This is a genomic window from Bacillus sp. SD127, assembly GCF_058566445.1.
Window position 1 is genome coordinate 2,535,445 of the sequence record NZ_CP191226.1, and the last position, 20,624, is coordinate 2,556,068.

Annotated in this window: 19 protein-coding genes; all 19 read right to left on the reverse strand. The window is 42.8% G+C overall.

Annotation, left to right across the window (positions count from 1 at the left end; all coding sequences use genetic code 11):
- Positions 1-123 precede the first annotated feature (123 nt).
- The gene (gene rpsO, locus ACQVGS_RS13185) at positions 124-393 is read right to left on the reverse strand and encodes a 30S ribosomal protein S15 (protein ID WP_003154182.1); all 270 of its coding nucleotides are present in this window, start codon (positions 391-393) and stop codon (positions 124-126) included.
- 156 nt (positions 394-549) lie between these two features.
- The gene (gene ribF, locus ACQVGS_RS13190) at positions 550-1,500 is read right to left on the reverse strand and encodes a bifunctional riboflavin kinase/FAD synthetase (protein WP_106020724.1); all 951 of its coding nucleotides are present in this window, start codon (positions 1,498-1,500) and stop codon (positions 550-552) included.
- Between the two features lie 18 nt (positions 1,501-1,518).
- Positions 1,519-2,448 carry a tRNA pseudouridine(55) synthase TruB gene (truB, locus tag ACQVGS_RS13195; RefSeq protein WP_059335786.1) on the reverse strand — a complete coding sequence of 310 codons (930 nt, stop codon included), beginning with the start codon at positions 2,446-2,448 and terminating at the stop codon, positions 1,519-1,521.
- 84 nt (positions 2,449-2,532) lie between these two features.
- A complete protein-coding gene (rbfA, locus tag ACQVGS_RS13200) occupies positions 2,533-2,886 on the reverse strand; it encodes a 30S ribosome-binding factor RbfA (RefSeq protein ID WP_010334286.1) in 354 nt (117 codons plus the stop codon).
- Between the two features lie 16 nt (positions 2,887-2,902).
- Positions 2,903-3,181 (reverse strand): DUF503 domain-containing protein, encoded by a 279-nt coding sequence (locus ACQVGS_RS13205; protein WP_003220950.1) that lies wholly within the window; start codon positions 3,179-3,181, stop codon positions 2,903-2,905.
- A complete protein-coding gene (gene infB / locus ACQVGS_RS13210) occupies positions 3,178-5,328 on the reverse strand; it encodes a translation initiation factor IF-2 (RefSeq protein WP_024121430.1) in 2,151 nt (716 codons plus the stop codon). The genes ACQVGS_RS13205 and infB overlap by 4 nt, the downstream gene beginning before the upstream one ends.
- A gap of 19 nt (positions 5,329-5,347) precedes the next feature.
- On the reverse strand, positions 5,348-5,650 hold the full coding sequence (locus ACQVGS_RS13215) for a YlxQ family RNA-binding protein (protein WP_101863326.1): 303 nt from the start codon (positions 5,648-5,650) through the stop codon (positions 5,348-5,350).
- A gap of 1 nt (position 5,651) precedes the next feature.
- Positions 5,652-5,927, reverse strand: a complete 276-nt coding sequence (gene rnpM, locus ACQVGS_RS13220) for an RNase P modulator RnpM (RefSeq protein WP_010334283.1) — start codon at positions 5,925-5,927, stop codon at positions 5,652-5,654.
- Positions 5,928-5,940: 13 nt separating this feature from the next.
- The gene (nusA, locus tag ACQVGS_RS13225) at positions 5,941-7,059 is read right to left on the reverse strand and encodes a transcription termination factor NusA (RefSeq protein ID WP_095713844.1); all 1,119 of its coding nucleotides are present in this window, start codon (positions 7,057-7,059) and stop codon (positions 5,941-5,943) included.
- 33 nt (positions 7,060-7,092) lie between these two features.
- The gene (gene rimP / locus ACQVGS_RS13230) at positions 7,093-7,563 is read right to left on the reverse strand and encodes a ribosome maturation factor RimP (RefSeq protein ID WP_024121427.1); all 471 of its coding nucleotides are present in this window, start codon (positions 7,561-7,563) and stop codon (positions 7,093-7,095) included.
- Between the two features lie 332 nt (positions 7,564-7,895).
- A complete protein-coding gene (locus ACQVGS_RS13235; RefSeq protein ID WP_024121426.1) occupies positions 7,896-12,209 on the reverse strand; it encodes a PolC-type DNA polymerase III in 4,314 nt (1,437 codons plus the stop codon).
- A gap of 107 nt (positions 12,210-12,316) precedes the next feature.
- Positions 12,317-14,011, reverse strand: a complete 1,695-nt coding sequence (gene proS / locus ACQVGS_RS13240) for a proline--tRNA ligase (RefSeq protein ID WP_106020719.1) — start codon at positions 14,009-14,011, stop codon at positions 12,317-12,319.
- 32 nt (positions 14,012-14,043) lie between these two features.
- A complete protein-coding gene (gene rseP, locus ACQVGS_RS13245; protein WP_081638303.1) occupies positions 14,044-15,312 on the reverse strand; it encodes an RIP metalloprotease RseP in 1,269 nt (422 codons plus the stop codon).
- Between the two features lie 6 nt (positions 15,313-15,318).
- The gene (gene dxr, locus ACQVGS_RS13250; protein ID WP_024121423.1) at positions 15,319-16,470 is read right to left on the reverse strand and encodes a 1-deoxy-D-xylulose-5-phosphate reductoisomerase; all 1,152 of its coding nucleotides are present in this window, start codon (positions 16,468-16,470) and stop codon (positions 15,319-15,321) included.
- Positions 16,471-16,530: 60 nt separating this feature from the next.
- Positions 16,531-17,340 carry a phosphatidate cytidylyltransferase gene (gene cdsA / locus ACQVGS_RS13255; RefSeq protein ID WP_081638302.1) on the reverse strand — a complete coding sequence of 270 codons (810 nt, stop codon included), beginning with the start codon at positions 17,338-17,340 and terminating at the stop codon, positions 16,531-16,533.
- A 3-nt stretch (positions 17,341-17,343) separates the two neighbouring features.
- Positions 17,344-18,126: an undecaprenyl pyrophosphate synthase gene (gene uppS, locus ACQVGS_RS13260; protein WP_024121421.1), complete on the reverse strand. Its 783-nt coding sequence runs from the start codon at positions 18,124-18,126 to the stop codon at positions 17,344-17,346.
- Positions 18,127-18,256: 130 nt separating this feature from the next.
- Complete coding sequence (gene frr / locus ACQVGS_RS13265) at positions 18,257-18,814, reverse strand: ribosome recycling factor (protein WP_024121420.1); 558 nt, start codon at positions 18,812-18,814, stop codon at positions 18,257-18,259.
- Between the two features lies 1 nt (position 18,815).
- Positions 18,816-19,538: a UMP kinase gene (gene pyrH / locus ACQVGS_RS13270; RefSeq protein WP_010334275.1), complete on the reverse strand. Its 723-nt coding sequence runs from the start codon at positions 19,536-19,538 to the stop codon at positions 18,816-18,818.
- A gap of 145 nt (positions 19,539-19,683) precedes the next feature.
- Positions 19,684-20,565 (reverse strand): translation elongation factor Ts, encoded by an 882-nt coding sequence (gene tsf / locus ACQVGS_RS13275; RefSeq protein WP_024121419.1) that lies wholly within the window; start codon positions 20,563-20,565, stop codon positions 19,684-19,686.
- Between the last annotated feature and the right edge of the window lie 59 nt (positions 20,566-20,624).

Genomic DNA, 20,624 nt, shown 5'->3' on the forward strand with positions numbered 1-20,624 from the left:
TATGAACGAAATTGATTGAACATATCAATGTCAAAGTAGTATGTAAAAGGATTTCAATGATTGATTATAAAAATTTTTCGCTTTTATACGATAAAAAAGCGGGAATCCTCCCGCTTTTTACGATTATCGACGTAAGCCTAGTTTGTTAATTAACTCACGGTAACGAGTTACGTCTTTATTACGCAGATACGTAAGAAGATTACGACGCTTACCTACCATTTTAAGAAGACCGCGACGTGAATGGTGGTCTTTCTTGTGAGTACGTAAATGCTCGTTCAAGTTGTTAATTGAATCAGTTAGGATAGCGATCTGAACTTCTGGAGATCCAGTATCAGATTCGTGTGTTTTAAACTCGCTGATGAGTTGGTTTTTACGCTCTTGAGTAATTGCCATCCTGTTTCACCTCCAAATAATATTTAGCCCCAGTTACCTAGCAACCGTCGGTGACTTCGGATTGCCAAGCAAAGGTTTTAAGACTACGAAAACTATCATACTAAAAATCGAGCCTATATGCAAATATTTTAGAATAAAATTTGTGTGCGCTGCATGTTATTTCCGCAAATTGCTGAAATAACGGATCGCTTGCTGCTTATCTTTCTCAATTTGCTCTGTTAATTCTTGAATGCCGTTGAACTTGCGCTCGCTCCGAATTCGTTTATACCATTCAATTTTTATAGCGGCTCCGTATACTTCTTGATCAAAATTAAATAAATTGACCTCAATTGAAGGCTGTTCCGGTCGTTTTTCATAAAACGTCGGCTTATAGCCGATATTGCAAACGCCGTTGTAAATCTCGCCGTTTATTTCCGCCTTGACGGCATATACACCGGTCGGCGGGACAATATAGCTGTTATTCAAGCCGATATTGGCCGTCGGAAACCCGATTGTCCGCCCTCTTTTATCTCCGTGAATGACAATTCCTTTAATAAAGTAGGGCTGTCCAAGCAAGACATTGGCCAGTTCAACGTCTCCGTTTTGAAGTGCAGTCCGAATATAGCTGGAGCTGATTTTTTTATCCTGCTCCGTCAATTTTTCCACCATTGTGCAATCAGCTTTTCCATCTAAATCAACCGGCATCGTTTCCATTGTTCCTTTGCCGTATTTTCCGTACGTAAAATCAAAGCCTGCCACTGCATGCTGTACATTAAGGCCTAAAATATACTGATCAACAAACTGCTTAGGAGTCAGAGAAGCAAACACTTCATTGAATTTAACGACATACAGTATCTCCGTGCCTAATTGTTCAATTTGGCTGATTTTATCTTCAAGAGGGGTAATCAGATCCTTTGGTTCCTGATCCCTGCCCAGCACATGGGAAGGATGGGGGTGAAAGGTCATCACAGCTAATGTCAGATTCTTTTCTTCAGCTGTCTGTTTAGCTGTGCCGATTACCTTTTGATGCCCTAAATGAACGCCGTCAAAATAACCTAACGCCATCACAGACTTTGGCTGCTCCTCTTTTATTAAATGATGCGGATGTGTAATATGTATCGTCTTCACAGAACGGTCACCTTTTTTCTATTGTTCGCTTTTTTGCATCAATACTTTTGCCGGCTTTAACAGCCCGTGTTTTGTAGGATGAGGGAAATAAATCGCCAGACAGCTTCCGGATTCCGTATAGACTGCGAGACGGTCGTCACTTGTCAGATCCGAGAATTGTTCTGGTGTTTCAAGCAAGGCCCCATTTTCTACTTTCTTAGCTAATGTATCACTTATGATCCATTTCGGCAAATGATTGAGCGCACGTTCAATAGAGACTGTATGGTCTGCTACAGTTCCGGACTCGGCTTGAGCTTCCAGCTCTTCAAACGTAAAGCATTCATCAAGAGAAAAGTCACCGGATGCCGTACGGATCAAATGAGACATATGAGCCGGATATCCGAGCTTTTCGCCAATCATAACCGCCAGTGTCCGCACATAGGTTCCTTTTGAACATGTTACTGTAAACCGGAAACTCGCTGTCTCTCCATTATGTTTAACCCCTGTAGTGAGCACAATATCTTCAATGGTAATAAGACGTTTTGGCCGTTCTACTTCAAGTCCCGCTCTTGCATATTCATATAATTTTTTGCCGTTTACCTTTACTGCGGAATACATCGGGGGAATCTGTTCTTGTTGTCCCTTTAAACTGTTTAAAACCTTTTCTACTTCTGCTTCATCAACAGCTTGATCTACTGGCTTTGTTTCAACGGTTTCTCCGGTTTGATCCTCTGTCGTCGTTGAAACACCAAGCGTAATTTCAGCATCATATGTTTTAGACTTCTCAGTTAAATATTCGACAATTTTTGTAGCCCGGCCCACACAAATCGGAAGCACACCTGATACCTCAGGATCAAGCGTTCCCGTATGTCCGACTTTTTTTGTTTTTAGCAGCTTCCGGATCTTCATGACACAATCATGTGATGTCATGCCGACCGGTTTATGTAAAAGGAGAACTCCGTTAACCATATGCCTTTCACTCCTTCTGTTGTGAGGATTTTCTTCAAAACGCAGAAAAGAGGACAGACGACGAACGCCTATCCTCTTCATTTGTTATTCAGACGGGTTCTCTGAATTCAATTGGTGAATCAATGTTTCGATTCGATTTCCGTAATCAATTGATTCATCGAACTCAAATTCAATTTCAGGCGTTTTACGAAGTCTGATGCGGCTGCCGATTTCAGAGCGAATAAACCCTTTCGCCTTAGCAAGCCCTTTCAGTGCTTCCTCCCGTTTTTTCTCGTCTCCGAGAACGGAAATATACACCTTTGCAATTTGTAAATCACCTGATACACGTACATCCGTTACTGTCAGAAAACCAATTCTCGGATCCTTCAGCTTTCGGCTGATAATATCACCGAGTTCTTTTTTCATTTGCTCGCCGACACGGTTTGCTCTCATACTCAATTCAATCACCTCTAAGTTAAAACCACTCTGTTCTAGTGATCGTCCGTTCAATTTCAGGAAAAGAGTCGATAAACGCAAGAACACGCTGCAACTCTTTTTCTGTCTGAACGCGAGAGGAAGAAACAGCGGCAATTCCAAAGCTGGTTCTTTGCCATGTGTCCTGATAGCCAATCTCCGAAATCGAAACATTGAACTTATTTTGAACCCTGGTTAAGATCCGCTTCAGAACGGCGCGCTTTTCTTTTAACGATCCTGCATCATAAATGATGCATTCACATTCCGCAAATCCGATCACGTTCTTTCAATTTCTTGCATGACATACGCTTCAAGGATGTCACCTTCACGAATGTCATTGTATTTCTTAATCGTTATACCACATTCGTAGCCTTGTGAAACTTCTTTCACATCGTCTTTAAAGCGTTTCAGAACGTCCACTTCACCTTCGAAGATTACGACGCCGTCACGAATTAAACGGAGGCCGCTGTCGCGCGTAATCGTTCCTTCAGTAACATATCCTCCGGCAATCGTACCGATTTTAGATACTTTAAATGTTTGGCGCACTTCTACTTGACCAATTACTTTTTCTTCATATTCAGGATCAAGCATACCTTTCATAGCTGCTTCAATCTCGTCGATTACTTTGTAAATAATACGGTGAAGACGAATATCTACGTTTTCAGCTTCAGCCGTACTCTTAGCATTACCGTCCGGTCTCACATTAAACCCGATAACAATTGCATTGGAAGCAGATGCTAAAATAATGTCAGATTCTGTGATTGCACCAACGCCTGTGTGGATGATTTTCACTTTAACGCCTTCAACTTCAATTTTTTGAAGTGCGGCTGTTAAAGCTTCGGCAGATCCTTGAACGTCAGCTTTTACGATGAGGTTGATGTCTTTTACATCACCTTGTTTAATTTGCTCGAATAAGTCGTCAAGACTCAGCTTTGCTTTATCGCTGCGCTGCTCTTCAAGCTGTTTGGAAGCACGGGCTTCTCCAACAGAACGAGCTGTTTTTTCATCTTTAAAGACAAGGAATTGATCTCCCGCTTGAGGCACGTCATTTAGACCGGTAATTTCAACCGGAGTAGACGGTCCCGCTGTTTTCACACGGCGACCAATGTCATTGACCATTGCACGGACACGGCCAAATGTATTGCCGACTACAATCGGATCACCGACATGCAGTGTTCCAGTCTGTACGAGCAATGTCGCAACTGACCCTCTGCCTTTATCAAGTTCCGCTTCAATAACAGTTCCTTTTGCCTGGCGGTTCGGGTTCGCTTTCAGTTCCTCTACCTCACTGACAAGCAAGATCATTTCAACGAGTTCATCAATGCCTTTTCCAGTTAAAGCGGAAAGCGGAACAAAAATCGTTTCTCCGCCCCAAGCTTCAGGCACAAGTCCGTATTCTGTCAGTTCTTGCATCACACGGTCAGGGTTTGCAGCTTCTTTATCAACTTTATTCACAGCAACGATGATCGGTACTTCTGCCGCTTTCGCGTGGTTGATCGCCTCTACTGTTTGCGGCATTACACCGTCATCCGCAGCTACAACCAGGATCGTAATATCGGTTACTTCCGCACCGCGTGCACGCATTGTTGTAAATGCGGCGTGACCCGGGGTATCCAAGAAAGTGATTTTCTTGCCGTTTTCTTCGATTTGGTAGGCTCCGATATGCTGAGTGATTCCGCCAGCTTCTCCTTCAACAACCTTTGTTTTACGGATGCTGTCAAGAAGCGTTGTTTTCCCATGGTCAACGTGACCCATGATTGTAACGACAGGAGGACGAATTTCAAGATCCTCTTCTTTGTCAGGCTCTTCGTATTTCTCTAATTCAGTTTCTTCAAGGACAATAACTTCTTCAGTTTCAACACCGTATTCTGATGCAATCAGTTCGATTGTGTCTTTATCGAGCTCTTGGTTAATGGTTGCCATAACACCAAGAAGCATCAGTTTTTTGATGAGTTCAGAAGGCTCTTTGCCAAGCTCTTCGGCCAGTGCGCCGACTGTTAAAGTGCCTGAGAACGTAATTTTTTCAGGAAGCTCTTTTTTCGGCTTCACAGGCTTTTGCTGATGTTGGTTTCTGTTGTTGTTATTGTTGCGTTTATTTTTTTTGTTGTTGTTATTCTTCTTGTTTTTGTTAAATTGATTATTCTGCACGTCATTCTTCTTTCCGTCTCGAATTTTATTTGGTTGATTTCCAGCAGACTGCTGATTTACCCCTTGCGGCTGTTTGTTTTTGTTCGTTTCCGCAGGCTTTTGAGATTTAACGGCTGCGCCGCCTTTTTTAAATTTGGCATCAAGCTGTTTAATGGCCTTTTCTTCAAGCATGGCCATATGATTATTCACTTCTAAATCCATGTTCTTCAGTGCGGTCAAAATTTCCTTACTTGAAACATTTAACGCTTTTGCATATTCGTATACTCTCATTTTAGCCATTCGTTCACCCCCAAAAATATTAATCGAGCAAGCTGATCAGCTTATTCGCAAAACCTTGGTCAGTGACGGCGACAACGACACGGGATTCTTTACCGATAGAGTGTCCAAGAATCGCGCGATCCGCGACTTTTTTATAAGGAACTTTATAATAATTGCACTTGTCGGTTACTTTCTTTGCTGTGTTAGATGATGCATCCTCTGTAAGCAGGACAAGCTTCGCACGCGCATTCCTGATTTCTTTAATAACCAAGTCCTCGCCTGACACGACCTTACGAGCTCGATTGGCCAGACCCAGCAAGGGAAACCATTCCATTCCAGACATTTTATTTTTTCACCTTTTCCGCCAGTTCCAGCAATTCTTCGAAAATCTGGTCATCGATTTGTGATTGAAATTGATTTTGCAAAGTGTTTTTCTTTTTTGCTGCTAAGATGCACTCTTTATCCAGCGTTAAATAAGCACCCCGCCCGTTCTTTTTCCCGGTCGGATCTACTGAGATTTCGCCTTCTTTTGAACGTACAACTCGGATTAGTTCCTTTTTAGGCTTCATTTCTCCAGTCACTACACACTTGCGTAACGGGATCTTTTTGTGTTTATTCACCTAAGGTCACCTCTTATTCATCCGATTCAGCAATTTCAGGCTCCGTAAAGAGCGGCTCTTCGTCGTCTTCTTCAAGTTCTCTCGGATAGATTCCAAGCTCTCTTGCGTCTGTTTCGCTCTTAATATCAATCTTCCAGCCTGTCAATTTAGCAGCTAAGCGTGCGTTTTGCCCTCTTTTGCCAATCGCCAGAGACAGCTGGTAATCAGGAACAATAACAGTTGTCGCTTTTTCTTCTTCATTCACGATGACATCCAGCACTTTCGAAGGGCTGAGCGCATTCGCGACAAATTCTACAGGATCATTCGACCAGTTGACAATGTCAATTTTTTCACCTTTTAATTCATTGACAATCGCCTGTACACGCTGGCCTTTAGGACCGACGCAAGAGCCCACCGGATCCACATCAGGATCATCAGTGCGAACAGAAATTTTCGAACGGTCGCCTGCTTCTCTGGCAACAGATTTCAGCTCTACAGTTCCATCATAAATTTCCGGCACTTCGATTTCAAATAAACGCTTCAAGAGGCCTGGGTGTGTTCTTGACACATAAATCTGCGGGCCTTTCGTCGTTTTTTCTACTTTTGTGATATACACCTTAATGCGGTCATGAGGCTTATAGCTTTCATTCGGCATTTGTTCATTAACCGGCAGCAAGGCTTCAATTTTGCCCAAAGACACATAGATAAATTTATTGTCCAGGCGCTGGACGATACCAGTCATGATGTCTTCTTCACGGTCAATAAACTCAGAATAGATCACACCGCGTTCAGCTTCGCGCACACGCTGTGTCACGACCTGCTTCGCTGTTTGGGCCGCAATGCGTCCGAAATCCTTAGGCGTTACTTCAATCTCTACAACATCGCCTACCATATATTCCGGGTGGATGCTTTGCGCCTCTTCGATTGAGATCTCCAGTCTTTGATCGTATACCTCATCAACGACATCTTTTCTTGCGAATACACGGATTGTACCTGTTTCACGGTTCAAATCCACCCGTACATTCTGCGCCTGATTAAAATTTCGCTTATAAGCAGAAATTAAAGCAGCTTCGATTGCTTCAATGATAATTTCTTTGCTGATGCCTTTTTCTTTTTCAAGAATGGTGAGAGCATCTAATAATTCACTGCTCATGTTAACGGTCTCCCCCCTTAAAACTTGTATTCATTAGAATGTTACAGCTAATCTTGCGTTAGCTATTTTTTCATACGGAATATCGATCCGTTTCTTTCTTGTTTTGATTGTCATCTCAACTGTCACTGTTTGTCCATCGAATTCAGCCAGCTGTCCTTCAAACACTTTTACGCCGTCAATCGGCTCATAGGTCTTAATGTATACATTTTTCCCAAGTGATTTTTCGAAATCGGCTTTTTTCTTTAATGGACGCTCAGCTCCCGGGGATGAAACCTCAAGAAAGTAATTTTGGCTGATTGGGTCTGCCTCATCAAGCTTCTCGCTTAGAGCTTCGCTTACTTTGGCACATTCCTCAATATCCACACCGTCATCGGAATCAATAAACACGCGAAGGAACCAGCTTTGACCCTCTTTGACAAATTCAATGTCAACGAGTTCGAGCTGAAGGCTGTCTACGATTGGCTGAGCCATTTCTTGAACGGTGTCAGTCACTTTTTTGCTCATGTTCTTCCTCCTTGTGCTGTCGATATCATATTCGTCTCGTCACTCTGCATAAAAACCCTGCTTCAAAAGAGCAGGGGCTTTAAAGTAAACGATGAACATGTCGAGACAAAATTGTCTTGTTCAATACAAAAGAGCGGGTTTCCCCACTCTTTGCCTCGGTAATCGTTAGCATTTCCAATAAAACTATACCATAACCATATTTTTATTGCAAATGGATATACGTTACCTTTACGCTGTTAAGCTGATCACAGGGGCTCTACTCATACGATTGCACTTTTGCCGCTCATGTATGCATAAAAGCCGAATTTCTTAAGAAATTCGGCTTTTATATGCTAAAACAGCGATAATTGGTTTTGATCCGGCAATGACTCCAAACAGCCGTGACGATCTAAATACTCTAAAATCGTTTTTGATACTTTCCCTCTCTTTTGCAAATCTTCTTTTGAGAGAAATTCTCCTTCTTCACGGGCCTTTACAATATTTAGAGCGGCGTTCGTACCTAATCCAGGAATAGAATTAAACGGCGGGATCAGGCTGTTGCCGTCAATAATAAATTCCGTTGCGCTGGAGCGGTATAAATCGACTTTTTGGAATGAATAGCCTCTTTCACACATTTCCAGCGCTAATTCTAATACTGTGAGAAGGTTTTTTTCCTTCGGCGACGCATCAAGCCCTTTGGAGTTGATATCCTCCATTACGGCTTTGATTGCTGTGGAGCCTTTGATCATTGTATCAATATCAAAGTCGTCTGCACGAACCGTAAAATAAGCCGCATAATACAGAAGCGCGTGATGCACTTTAAAGTAAGCTATACGGACCGCCATTAATACATAAGCCGCGGCGTGGGCTTTCGGGAACATGTATTTAATCTTTTTGCAGGAATCGATATACCAGTCTGGGACATTGTTATTTTTCATTTCTTCTTCCCATTCAGGCGTTAAACCTTTTCCTTTACGGACAAATTCCATAATTTTAAACGCCAGTGACGGCTCGAGCCCTTGATAGATTAAATAAACCATAATGTCATCACGGCAGCCGATCACCTCACTCAGCTCACAAATATTATTGTGAATGAGCTCTTGCGCATTGCCGAGCCATACATCTGTTCCGTGAGACAGCCCTGAAATCTGAACGAGCTCAGAAAACGTTGTCGGCTTTGTGTCTTCAAGCATTTGCCGGACAAAGCGGGTTCCGAATTCAGGAATTCCCAGAGTGCCCGTTTTACATCCAATCTGTTCCTGTGTGACACCGAGTGATTCGGTTCCTTGGAAGATTTTCATTACTTCAGGGTCATCTGTCGGAATCGTTTTCGGATCAATTCCGCTTAAATCTTGAAGCATACGGATTACCGTCGGGTCATCGTGCCCCAGAATATCAAGCTTCAGCAGGTTGTCATGAATGGAATGGAAGTCAAAATGAGTCGTTTTCCATTCAGAACCTGTCGCATCTGCCGGAAACTGAATCGGAGAGAAATCATAAATATCCATATAATCCGGAACTACGATAATACCGCCAGGGTGCTGTCCGGTCGTCCGTTTTACACCTGTACAGCCTTGCACAAGCCGGTCGATTTCGGCGCCGCGCATATGGAGATTATTGTCGCCGGCATAGCCTTTTACGTAACCGTAGGCTGTTTTTTCTGCAACCGTGCCGATCGTTCCCGCACGATATACGTTGTCTTCTCCGAACAATACTTTTGTATAATTGTGGGCCTGCGGCTGATATTCCCCTGAGAAGTTCAAATCGATATCAGGTACTTTATCCCCTTTAAATCCCAAGAACGTTTCAAACGGAATATCGTGCCCGTCTTTTTTCAAAGGCGTTCCGCAATGAGGACACATTTTGTCAGGCAGGTCAAAACCTGAACCGACAGATCCGTCATTAAAGAACTCAGAATGCTGGCATTCAGCACATATATAGTGCGGTGGCAGCGGGTTCACCTCTGTGATCTCAGTAAGTGTCGCAACTAATGAAGAACCTACCGATCCCCGTGACCCTACCAGATACCCGTCATCGAGAGATCTCTTTACGAGTTTATGAGAGATCAAATAAATAACAGCAAAGCCGTGGCCGATGATACTTTTCAGTTCTTTTTCAATACGCGCTTCAACGATTTCAGGGAGCTGCTCTCCGTAAATGCTTCGTGCACGCTGATAGCTCATTTCCCTGATCTCTTCATCAGCGCCTTCGATTTTCGGCGTATATAAATCATCTTTAATCGGCTTGATGTCTTCAATTAAAGACGCAACCTTTTGTGTGTTGGTGACAACGATTTCCTTCGCTTTTTCTTCTCCTAAGAAGGAAAAGGCTTCAAGCATTTCATCTGTCGTTCTGAAATGCACTTTCGGGAGTTCGTGTCTGTTCAGCGGATTCGCGCCGCCCTGAGAGGATACTAAAATCTTTCTGTAAATTTTGTCCTCATCATTCAAATAATGAACATTTCCTGTTGCGACAACAGGTTTATTAAGCTTTTCACCGAGTTTGGTGATATTCGTAATGATTTCTTTCAGCGATTTTTCATCGCGAACCAGTTCTAGCTCAAGCAAGTGGCGGTACACCTCAGGCGGTTGAACCTCGAGATAATCGTAGAATGACGCAACATCCTCCACCTCTTCCGGCGACTTTTGCATCATGCCTTCAAAAACCTCTCCTCTGTCGCAAGCTGAACCGATCAGAAGGCCTTCCCTGTATTTCTCAAGCTGAGACCTTGGAATACGCGGCACTCTGTAAAAATAATGAATATGGGAAAGTGAAACGAGCTTAAATAAGTTTTTCAAGCCTGTGCTGTTCACCGCCAGCACTGTTGCATGATACGGTCTTGACCTTTGATAAGCGTTGGACTGACCCATATTTTCATTCAGCTGGTCATGATACTGAATGCCCTTTTCAGCAGCATCCTCCAGCATTTTCAAAAGCAAATAAGCGGTTGCCTCGGTATCGTAGATCGCGCGGTGGTGCTGTGTAAGTTCAATGTTAAACTTTTTACACAGCGTGTTCAGACGGTGATTCTTAAATTCCGGATAAAGAAAACGGCCGAGCTCCAGTGTATCAATGACAGGATTTTTTGCTTTTTCAACTTGGAGAAGCTTTTTGAAAGCAACGTTTAAAAATCCCATATCGAAGCTTGCATTATGGGCGACGAGAATATCATCGCCAATCCATTCTCTGAAATCTCTTATCACGTCTATTACATCCGGCGCGTCGACCAGCATATCATCAGTGATGCCTGTCAGTTCAATGATTGTCGCCGAAAGCGGACGATGCGGGTTGGCAAATGACTCAAACTTATCAATGATCTCCCCGCCTTTCACTTTTACAGCCGCCAGTTCAATAATCGTATCATACACAGCGGAAAGTCCGGTTGTTTCGACGTCAAAAACGACATATGTTTCTTCATCAAGCAAACGGTGTGCGGGATTATAAGCAATCGGCACCCCGTCATCCACGATATTGGCTTCCATTCCGTAAATCATTTTAATTCCATGTTTTTGGGCAGCAGAATACGCATCTGGGAAGGATTGAACGACAGCATGGTCAGTCAAAGCGATCGCCTCATGCCCCCATTTTTTCGCCTGTTCAACAAGCTTTCCGATGCCTGTTACAGCATCCATTTGGCTCATTGGGGAATGCAGATGCAATTCTACCCTTTTTTCTCCTTCAGGCGCCGTGTCTTCACGGTTTTTTGCTTTTATCTCATTTACATCGTTTGCAATCATGACCAGATCTCGGACAAAGGTGTCGTTTTGAATGCTTCCGCGCGCTTTTACCCACATGCCCTTTTTCAGAGACTTCATCAAGGCCGCATCTTCTTTTTCTCTTGCAAACATTTTAATTAAGATACTATTTGTGTAGTCAGTAATTTTGAAGATGCACAGCGTGCGCCCGCTTTTCAGTTCTCTGGTTTCCACATCAAACACATAGCCCTGAACCGTAATTCTCCGTTCCTCGTCCATTATGCTGTCAAGTGTTCTGATTTCCTCGTTATCTTTAATTTGATAGCCGATAACAAGAGGCCCTGAAGGAGCTTGATCTTCATCACTTTCTTTATCTTTCTTCTCCATTTCAATTAAAGCCTGCATCGCCCGTTCTTGATCTTCAGCTAGCTTTTGTTCCCGAAACTTTTGCACTTCTTGATCAGATACAAATATTTCAGCATCAAGCTGAAAATCTGGAAACCCAAATTGACGGTATCCCGCTTGAATCATCGCACTGTATTTGTTCTTAAGAGCAGATGCTTCTGTATCCGTTTTTGTTTTGACAATCAGTTTGTTGCCCTTCAGCTTTGGTTTTTGCTGGCTTAAGAGACTGATAATCGGCGGTGAAATGCCTTGCAGCTCTTCAATGCAGCGTGTCCAGTAATCCTGCACGAGGCCTTCATCAACCTCGGCATCATGCACTTCGATTGAAGACGTCACTTTTGCAATATGGGCAAACGATTGCGTCAGCCTCATGGTTAACATGTCATATATTTGATAAGGCAGCAAAGATTTAAATTTAAAATGAAAATGCCAAGATTTAGATGCTTTGTGTATCGTCAGCTTTTTAATCTCGCCATCTTCAAAGTATGTCATGAAGGTATCATCTGTCATATTAATCTGCTGCAGAAGAATTTGAAACTGCCTTCTGTTTACTGATAACTGTTCCATTAAGACAGTATCCCCCCTAAAAACATCATAAGTGAAGGTACCTCAGGCAATGAGGTACCTTCTATTATTTCTATTTTAACATGTTTTTTGATAAATCGTTATGGTGTTTACTGCTTGCTGATAAAAGCAGATAACTCATCAACAGAAACTTCTGTTGACTCACCTGTTTTGCGGATTTTCACTTCCACAATTCCTTCATCAGCCCGTTTGCCGACAGTAATACGGATTGGAAGACCGATTAGATCCGAGTCAGCAAATTTTACGCCGGCGCGTTCCGCACGATCGTCATACAGCACTTCATAGCCTTTCGCCTTTAAATCAGCGTACAGCTTTTCAGCCAATTCTTTTTGCGCATCGTTTTTGATATTCAGTGCAAGAATATGAAGATCATACGGCGCGACGCTTTTTGGCCATATTAAGCCTTTTTCGTCGTGATGCTGTTCAGCAATAGCAGAAAGGGTTCTGGAAACACCGATTCCGTAACAGCCCATCAGCATTGGCTGTGCTCGTCCGTTTTCATCTAAATATGTCGCATTCATCGCTTCAGAATAACGAGTTCCAAGCTTAAAGACTTGTCCGACTTCGATTCCTTCTGCAAAACGGATCGTGCCTTTGCCGTCTGGTGACGGGTCGCCTTCCTTAATAAAGCGAAGATCGGCAAATTCTTTAATTTGCGCATCGCGGGTTACGTTGACATTTTTATAATGATAATCTCCTTCATTCGCACCGGCAACAGCATTAACCATTGCTTTAACAGCGAAATCTGCATAGACGTCAATCTCTTGATTCACACCGATAGGTCCGACAAAACCAGGCTCTGTTCCAAGCTGCTGAACGACCTCTTCATGAGAAGCAAGTTCCATAACCTCTGCATGCAGGAGATTCTTCACTTTAATATCATTCACTTCGTGATCCCCTCTTACAAGCACCAGAACAAAACGGTCATCCGCTTTAAACAATACCGATTTAATGCAGGCTTCAGCTGAAACCTGTAAAAATGCAGTCAGCTCATCGATCGTTTTCACATTAGGAGTGTGCACTTTTTCTAAAGCGATAGGCTCTTCATTTGAAGTGACTTCCTGATAAAGAACTTCAGCCATTTCGATATTGGCTGCATATTGTGATTCATCAGAGTACGCAATGGTATCCTCTCCGATTTCAGAAAGTGCCATAAATTCATGTGTATCTTTTCCACCCATGGCACCTGAGTCAGCGATAACAGGTCTTACATTAATGCCGCAGCGGGCGAAAACATTAGAATACGCATTGTACATTTTTTGATATGTTTCATCCAAGCTCTCTTCAGAAGCATGGAAAGAATAAGCATCCTTCATAATGAATTCGCGGCCTCTTAATAAACCGAAGCGCGGGCGTTTTTCATCCCTGAATTTAGACTGGATTTGGTACAGAGTCAGAGGGAGACGCTTATAGGATTTAACCTCATCGCGAACGAGTGAAGTGATCACTTCTTCATGCGTTGCCCCTAAAGCAAATTCACGGCCGTGACGGTCTTGAAGTCTCATCAGTTCAGGACCGTACGTATACCATCTGCCTGATTCCTGCCATGTCTCAGCCTGCTGCAGCGCGGGCATAAGCATTTCTACAGCGTCGATTTTTTCCATTTCCTCACGGACGATCTGCTGAATGTTTTGAATAACCTTATACGCAAGAGGCATATAGCTGTATACCCCGCTCGTATTCTGTCTGATAAATCCTGCTCTTAGAAGAAGCTGATGACTTTTCGCTTCGGCATCAGCTGGAACTTCACGGAGCGTAGGAATAAGCGTCAAGCTTTGTCTCATTTCTTCGCACCTCTGATTGATTTACTTTTCATTTACAAAAACAGCCGCTGGATATCGTTCCATGTAACGACCAGCATAAGAAGCATTAGGAAAGCGACTCCGATAAACACCACAAAGGCTTCTTTTTCTCTGTTGATCGGTTTGCCCCGAATGGCTTCTATAAATAGAAACAACAGTCTTCCGCCGTCAAGAGCCGGAATCGGAAGCAGGTTGACGATACCTAGGTTAATACTTAAAAATGCAGCAAACTGGAATAAATTAATGATTCCCGTTTTTGCCACTTGGTCTGTCATATCGTATATGCCGACAGGACCTGAAAGCATATCAATTTTAAATTGTCCTGTCACTAATTTACTGAGATTTGTTAATATCGCTTTTGTAACATCAACAGTTGATGTTGCACCATAAGCAACTGCTGAGAGAACGCCTTTCTCAGTAGGCGCGTAAGAACCAAAGCGGCCGATTGTTTTTTTGTTCTCATCTTTAACGGCTTCCGGAGTAACTGAAATGTGGAGCGTTTTGTTATCTCTTTTTACCTCAACGTCAATTTCTTTTTCCGGGTTTTCTTTTACCGCAGAGACAATGTCGGTCCAGGACCTCATCTTCTCTCCGTTAATGCTTTGAATGTAATCTCCTTCTTTTAGCCCTGCTTCGGCTGCCCGTCCGTTGTCTGTCAGTTGTCCAAGCATAGGCTCATTTGACGGAACACCCTGAATCAGCCCAAGCATCACTAAAATGACATAAGCCAATATGAAATTCATAATCGGACCTGCGGCAATCGCCTTAATTCGCTGCCACACAGGTTTGGAACCAAACTGGCGGTTATACGGCGCGATCTGAACTTCTTCTCCGTCTACAATGAAAAAGGAGGTTTCACTCACACTAAAGCTGGAAAGCTCATCCTCTTTCCCCTGTTCATAGCCGGTGATCTTCATGTCATGCTCTAGGTCCGCCGTTTCCACCTCGATAATTAAAGCATCCGGGTATTTTTCCTTTTGATTGATGATGACTTTTTCAACCTGATCCTCTTTGTTAAAAAGAAGCCCGATCGTGTAGCCAGGTTTCACCTCAATCATTTCCGGATCTTCGCCGGCCATGCGGACAAATCCGCCGACCGGGAGAAGTCTGATCGTATACACCGTTTCATTTTTTTTGAATGAAAAGATTTTTGGACCAAAACCGATCGCAAATTCACGGCACAAAATTCCCGCTCTTTGGGCTAACAACAAATGGCCCAGTTCATGGAAGAAAACGAGCGTTCCGAAAATAATGATAAACGCTATAACTGTATTCACGAACATACCACCTTATGTGAGTATTGAATTGACGTATCCCCGGGTATCTTTGTCCACTTCCTGAATGTCTGCCAAGCTAGGCTTTTGAATAAGCTGATGGCGGTTTAATGCCTTTTCGATACAGTCTTCAATCGCTAAAAACGATATCTTGCCCGCTAAAAAGGCGGCGACAGCCACTTCATTTGCCGCGTTTAGCACAGTCGGCATTGTTCCCCCTATTTTACCTGATTCAAAGGCAAATTGTAAGCAGCGGAACCTGTCAAAGTCAGCTTTCTCAAAATGAAGACTGCCGATTTCCCACAGCTCGAGCCTTTTGGCGTCTGGCAATGGCAATCGGTCGGGATAGGTGAGCGCATATTGAATCGGAACCCTCATATCAGGAGTGCCGAGCTGTGCAATCACACTTTTGTCATGAAACTCTACCATGGAATGGATGATGCTCTCCTTATGTAAGACCACATCGATTTGTTCGTATGGAATATCGAAAAGCCAATGCGCCTCAATCACCTCTAATCCCTTATTCATCATTGTAGCCGAATCAATCGTAATTTTTGCACCCATTGACCAATTCGGGTGCTGTAATGCATCTTCAATTGTAACTGATTCGAGCTGCTCCCGCGTCTTGTCCCGAAAACTTCCGCCGGACGCCGTAATGATAAGGCGATCAATGTTTTTAGCCTGTTCGCCTTGTAGGGCTTGAAAAATGGCTGAATGCTCACTGTCAACGGGCAGCAGCGGAACATTGTATTTCTTAGCATGTTCTTTAACTATATGCCCGGCAGTGACAAGAGTTTCCTTATTTGCAAGCGCAATTGTTTTTTTCTGTTCGATCGCCTTTAACGTAGGGATGAGACCGACACTTCCAAGCAAGGCATTGACAACAATATCGACTTCCTCCATAACTGCCGCTTCAATCAGGCCTTCTTCTCCAAGCCCGATCTGGCAATCAAATGAAAAAGAAACTTGTTTTAATTTGTGATATGTATCCAGATCACCGACAGATACAAACTTCGGCTGAAAGGCCTCTATCATCGGCACGGCCTTATCAATATTTTTGCCGAACGACATAGATACCAGCTGAAATTGGTCTTGGTGCGTACGCAATACGTCAAGAGTCTGTTCGCCGATTGATCCTGTTGCTCCTAAAAGACAAATATTTTTCAAAGTGCCACTACTCCTATTCTTTTTGCTGCATATTCAGTCTCATATTCATATTAGACTTTTTTATGAAAAAAGGGCAAGCAGAAAGTACAAGAAAGGCATGACAAACAAAAAACTGTCAAAACGGTCTAGGACACCGCCATGCCCGGGAAGGATCTTCCCAGAATCCTTTACATCGTAATGTCTTTTCAGAGCGGATTCTACTAAATCCCCAATCTGTCCGAAAACAGACAAAAACAGTGTGATCAAAAGCAGATAGAAGTATGGGATCGGCAGGTTTGCGACAAGCTGAAAAATCGTCGAAAGTACAAGTGCAATGACGATTCCGCCTACAAATCCCTCAACTGTTTTATTAGGGCTGATTTCAGGCCACAATTTTCGTTTCCCAAGCGATTTCCCGACAAAATATGCACCGGAATCAGTCGACCAAATCACGACACAGGCATAAAAAATGTATGTCAGCCCGTGCTGATCAAGGTTTCTGATTTCAATAAAATAATGAAAACACATTCCGATGTAAATCGTTGCAAGGGTAATAAAGCCGACTTCATCAAAGGTAAAAGTGTTCTTCACCAATACTGTGTACGTCAGTAAAATCAGTACTGCGAACAAAGCCGTTTCAATTTTCGAGATACCATTCGCTTCAAAAAAAGAATACTGGCTTGGCATTAAGAACATCCATAACAATAAAAGACTGATCAATCCAGGCAGTGAAACAAGCTTAAGTTTTTTCATCCGCAAAAGCTCAAAAAGTGCTACACTGCCCATTGCATAAACTAATATGGTGAACGGCAAATTCCCGACAATAACTAAAAATAAAAATACAATTGCTGCCAGAACACCTGTCAAAATTCTTTGTTTCATGTCCACCATCCTCTAAATTCCGCCAAACCTCCGGCCCCGTTGCTGATATTCTCCTAACGCCTGCAAGAAATGATTTTCTTTAAAGTCAGGCCACAGAACGTCAGTAAAGACAAATTCACTGTAGGCAACCTGCCAAAGCATAAAGTTGCTTAGTCTAATCTCGCCGCTCGTTCGAATTAAAAGTTCAGGATCCTGCAAAGATTCAGTCATTAAATGATTAGAAAAAAGCGATTCATCAATGTCTTCTATTTTCAAAGAACCATCCTTCACTTTTTCCGCGAGTGTTTTTGCAGCAGTGACAATTTCAGTACGCCCTCCATAGTTGAGAGCAAAATTAAGGATCAGCCCGTCATTTTGCGCCGTATCCTTTACAGCCTTTTCAATCGCTCGCATTGTGTGCGGCGGCAAGGCTGATTCATCTCCTATAATCCGGACCTGCACATTCTCCTCAACAAGTTCCGGTAGATACGTATTTAAAAACTCTTCAGGAAGCTTCATCAAAAAATCAACTTCCATTTTTGGCCGCTTCCAGTTTTCTGTTGAAAATGCGTACAGGGTCAGTACTTTGACACCCAATTCGTTAGCAAGCTTAGTTGTCCTTTTAACCACCTTCATTCCTTCGTGGTGGCCTGCAATTCGGGGGAGAGAGCGTTTTTTAGCCCAACGGCCATTTCCATCCATTATAATGGCGATGTGTTCGGGGATTTCTCCCTTAAGTATGTCTTCTTTTGTATAGCGTTCTAAGTTGGAAGCCGCAGTTTGCTGGTTCTTCCAATTTTTGAGTATGTTGAGCATGAGATTCCTCCGTCACCCAAAAAGGTTGCATTCCCTGCTGATAACTAATGTAATCAACAGTATTAACAAAAAAACCCCCTGTAAACATGAGAGGGTCTTTTCACTATTATCTATTGTACATAGTTTTTCATTAAACTTCCATGATTTCTTTTTCTTTGTCTTTTGTGACACTGTCAATTTTCGACACATATTCATCTGTCAGTTTTTGAACATCTTCATTGGAAGCACGCAGCTCATCTTCAGTGATGTCTCCGTTTTTCTCAAGTTTTTTGAGATCATCGTTCGCATCACGGCGTACATTTCGTACAGCTACTTTTGCGTCTTCAGCATATTTTTTTACAACTTTGACTAATTCTTTACGTCTTTCTTCTGTTAGCGCAGGAATCGCAATGCGAATCATATTGCCGTCGCTCGTTGGCGTTAAGCCTAAATCCGCTTTTAAAATTGCTTTTTCGATATCACCGATTGCTGACTTGTCGTATGGTGTTATGACCAGCATACGAGCTTCAGGCACGTTAATAGAAGACAGCTGATTTAAAGGTGTCTGCGCTCCGTAATATTCAACTGTTACTTTATCTAATAAAGATGGGTTCGCACGGCCTGCGCGTACAGTAGCCAATTCACGCTGATAAGCAGCAATTGCTTTTTCCATTTTTTCTTTCGTTTGTGTTAATACTTCTTTTGACACGTTATTTCCCCCTCACGATCGTTCCGATTGATTCGCCTGTCACGGCGCGTTTAATATTTCCTTCTTCCATAATAGAAAAGACGATTAGCGGAATGTCATTATCCATGCATAAAGATGATGCTGTTGAATCCATCACTTCCAAGCCGTCTTTTAAAACGTCAAGGTAAGAAAGCGATTCATATTTTACAGCTGATTCATCTTTTCTAGGATCAGCATTATACACACCGTCAACATTGTTTTTAGCCATTAAAATAACGTCTGCTTCAATTTCAGCAGCGCGCAGTGCAGCTGTCGTATCAGTTGAGAAATATGGGTTTCCTGTACCCGCAGCAAAAATAACGACACGTTTTTTCTCTAAGTGGCGTATCGCTTTTCTTCTGATATACGGTTCAGCAACTTGTCTCATTTCAATGGATGTTTGCACTCTGGACTGGATTCCGAGTGTTTCCAAGCTGTCTTGAAGAGCAAGCGAGTTCATCACTGTCGCCAGCATCCCCATATAGTCTGCAGTTGCGCGGTCCATGCCCAGGTCACTTCCTGTTTTTCCGCGCCATAAGTTGCCGCCGCCTACTACAACAGCCACTTCGACTTCAAGCTCAGCGATTTCTTTCACTTGCTTTGCAATGGATTGAATGACAGTAGGGTTAATTCCGTTACCCTGTTCCCCTGCCAATGCTTCCCCGCTAAGCTTTAATACGATACGTTTGTATTTTGGTTTTTCCATAATAACCTCCAAGTGTAAACATTGCCGTTTTCTATTATGCAAGAGAAAAAAAGGTTTGTAAATATAGTTTTAAAAATAGGGAACACAAAGTGTGTCCCCTATACTGCCTGAAAAGACGCGACTTGATCGCGACATCTTTTCACCATTATTTTTTCACTTGGTTCATTACTTCTTCAGCAAAGTTTTCTTGACGTTTTTCGATACCTTCGCCAACTTCATAGCGAACGAAAGTTTCAACAGTTGCGTTTTTCGCTGCAACAACTTGTTTCACTTTTTCATCTGGGTTTTTAACGAATGCTTGGTCTAAAAGACAAATTTCTTCGAAGAATTTGTTCAGACGGCCTTCAACCATTTTCGCTACGATGTTTTCAGGTTTTCCTTCTTGAAGAGCTTGCTGAGTTAAGATTTGACGCTCATGGTCTGTTTCTTCTTCTGATACTTGGTCACGAGAAATGTAACGAGGGTTAACCGCAGCAACATGCATTGCGATATCTTTCGCAGTTTCTTCGTCAGTTGTACCGTTAAGAACAGTTAATACGCCGATGCGTCCGCCCATGTGAAGGTAAGCACCGAATGCAGAGCTGTCATCTTTTGTAAGAACAGCAAAGCGGCGAAGCGTGATTTTCTCACCGATTTTAGCAACTGCACTTGTAATGTACTCTTCTACAGTAGAGCCGTTGTCCATTTTTTGGCCCATTGCTTCTTCAACATCTGCAGGAGTGTTTGCAAGAAGGTGGTCAGCCAATGTGTTAAGAAGCTCTACGAAGCCTTCGTTTTTCGCAACGAAATCAGTTTCAGAGTTTACTTCTAAAATAACACCTTTGTTGCCGTCAGTTTTAATAAGAGTTGAACCTTCTGCTGCGATACGGTCAGCTTTTTTCGCTGCTTTTGCAATTCCTTTTTCTCTAAGAAGGTCAATTGCTTTGTCCATATCTCCATCAGTTTCAGTTAAAGCTTTCTTACAATCCATCATACCCGCGCCAGTTTTTTGACGCAGTTCTTTTACTTGCTGTGCAGTAATAGCCATTTGTATTCCTCCTTATATGTTTAAACAAGATATGTATCATGACATTTTTCTTGAAAAAA

Excerpts from the sequence above, each read along its gene's own strand:
- rpsO (WP_003154182.1), bottom strand. The coding sequence starts at position 393 with ATGGCAATTACTCAAGAGCGTAAAAACCAACTCATCAGCGAGTTTAAA.
- ACQVGS_RS13235 (WP_024121426.1), bottom strand. The coding sequence starts at position 12,209 with ATGGAACAGTTATCAGTAAACAGAAGGCAGTTTCAAATTCTTCTGCAG.
- rseP (WP_081638303.1), bottom strand. The coding sequence starts at position 15,312 with ATGTTCGTGAATACAGTTATAGCGTTTATCATTATTTTCGGAACGCTC.
- rimP (WP_024121427.1), bottom strand. The coding sequence starts at position 7,563 with ATGAGCAAAAAAGTGACTGACACCGTTCAAGAAATGGCTCAGCCAATC.
- infB (WP_024121430.1), bottom strand. The coding sequence starts at position 5,328 with ATGGCTAAAATGAGAGTATACGAATATGCAAAAGCGTTAAATGTTTCA.
- ACQVGS_RS13215 (WP_101863326.1), bottom strand. The coding sequence starts at position 5,650 with ATGTCTGGAATGGAATGGTTTCCCTTGCTGGGTCTGGCCAATCGAGCT.
- pyrH (WP_010334275.1), bottom strand. The coding sequence starts at position 19,538 with ATGGAAAAACCAAAATACAAACGTATCGTATTAAAGCTTAGCGGGGAA.
- cdsA (WP_081638302.1), bottom strand. The coding sequence starts at position 17,340 with ATGGTGGACATGAAACAAAGAATTTTGACAGGTGTTCTGGCAGCAATT.
- uppS (WP_024121421.1), bottom strand. The coding sequence starts at position 18,126 with ATGCTCAACATACTCAAAAATTGGAAGAACCAGCAAACTGCGGCTTCC.
- proS (WP_106020719.1), bottom strand. The coding sequence starts at position 14,011 with ATGAGACAAAGCTTGACGCTTATTCCTACGCTCCGTGAAGTTCCAGCT.
- nusA (WP_095713844.1), bottom strand. The coding sequence starts at position 7,059 with ATGAGCAGTGAATTATTAGATGCTCTCACCATTCTTGAAAAAGAAAAA.
- tsf (WP_024121419.1), bottom strand. The coding sequence starts at position 20,565 with ATGGCTATTACTGCACAGCAAGTAAAAGAACTGCGTCAAAAAACTGGC.
- truB (WP_059335786.1), bottom strand. The coding sequence starts at position 2,448 with ATGGTTAACGGAGTTCTCCTTTTACATAAACCGGTCGGCATGACATCA.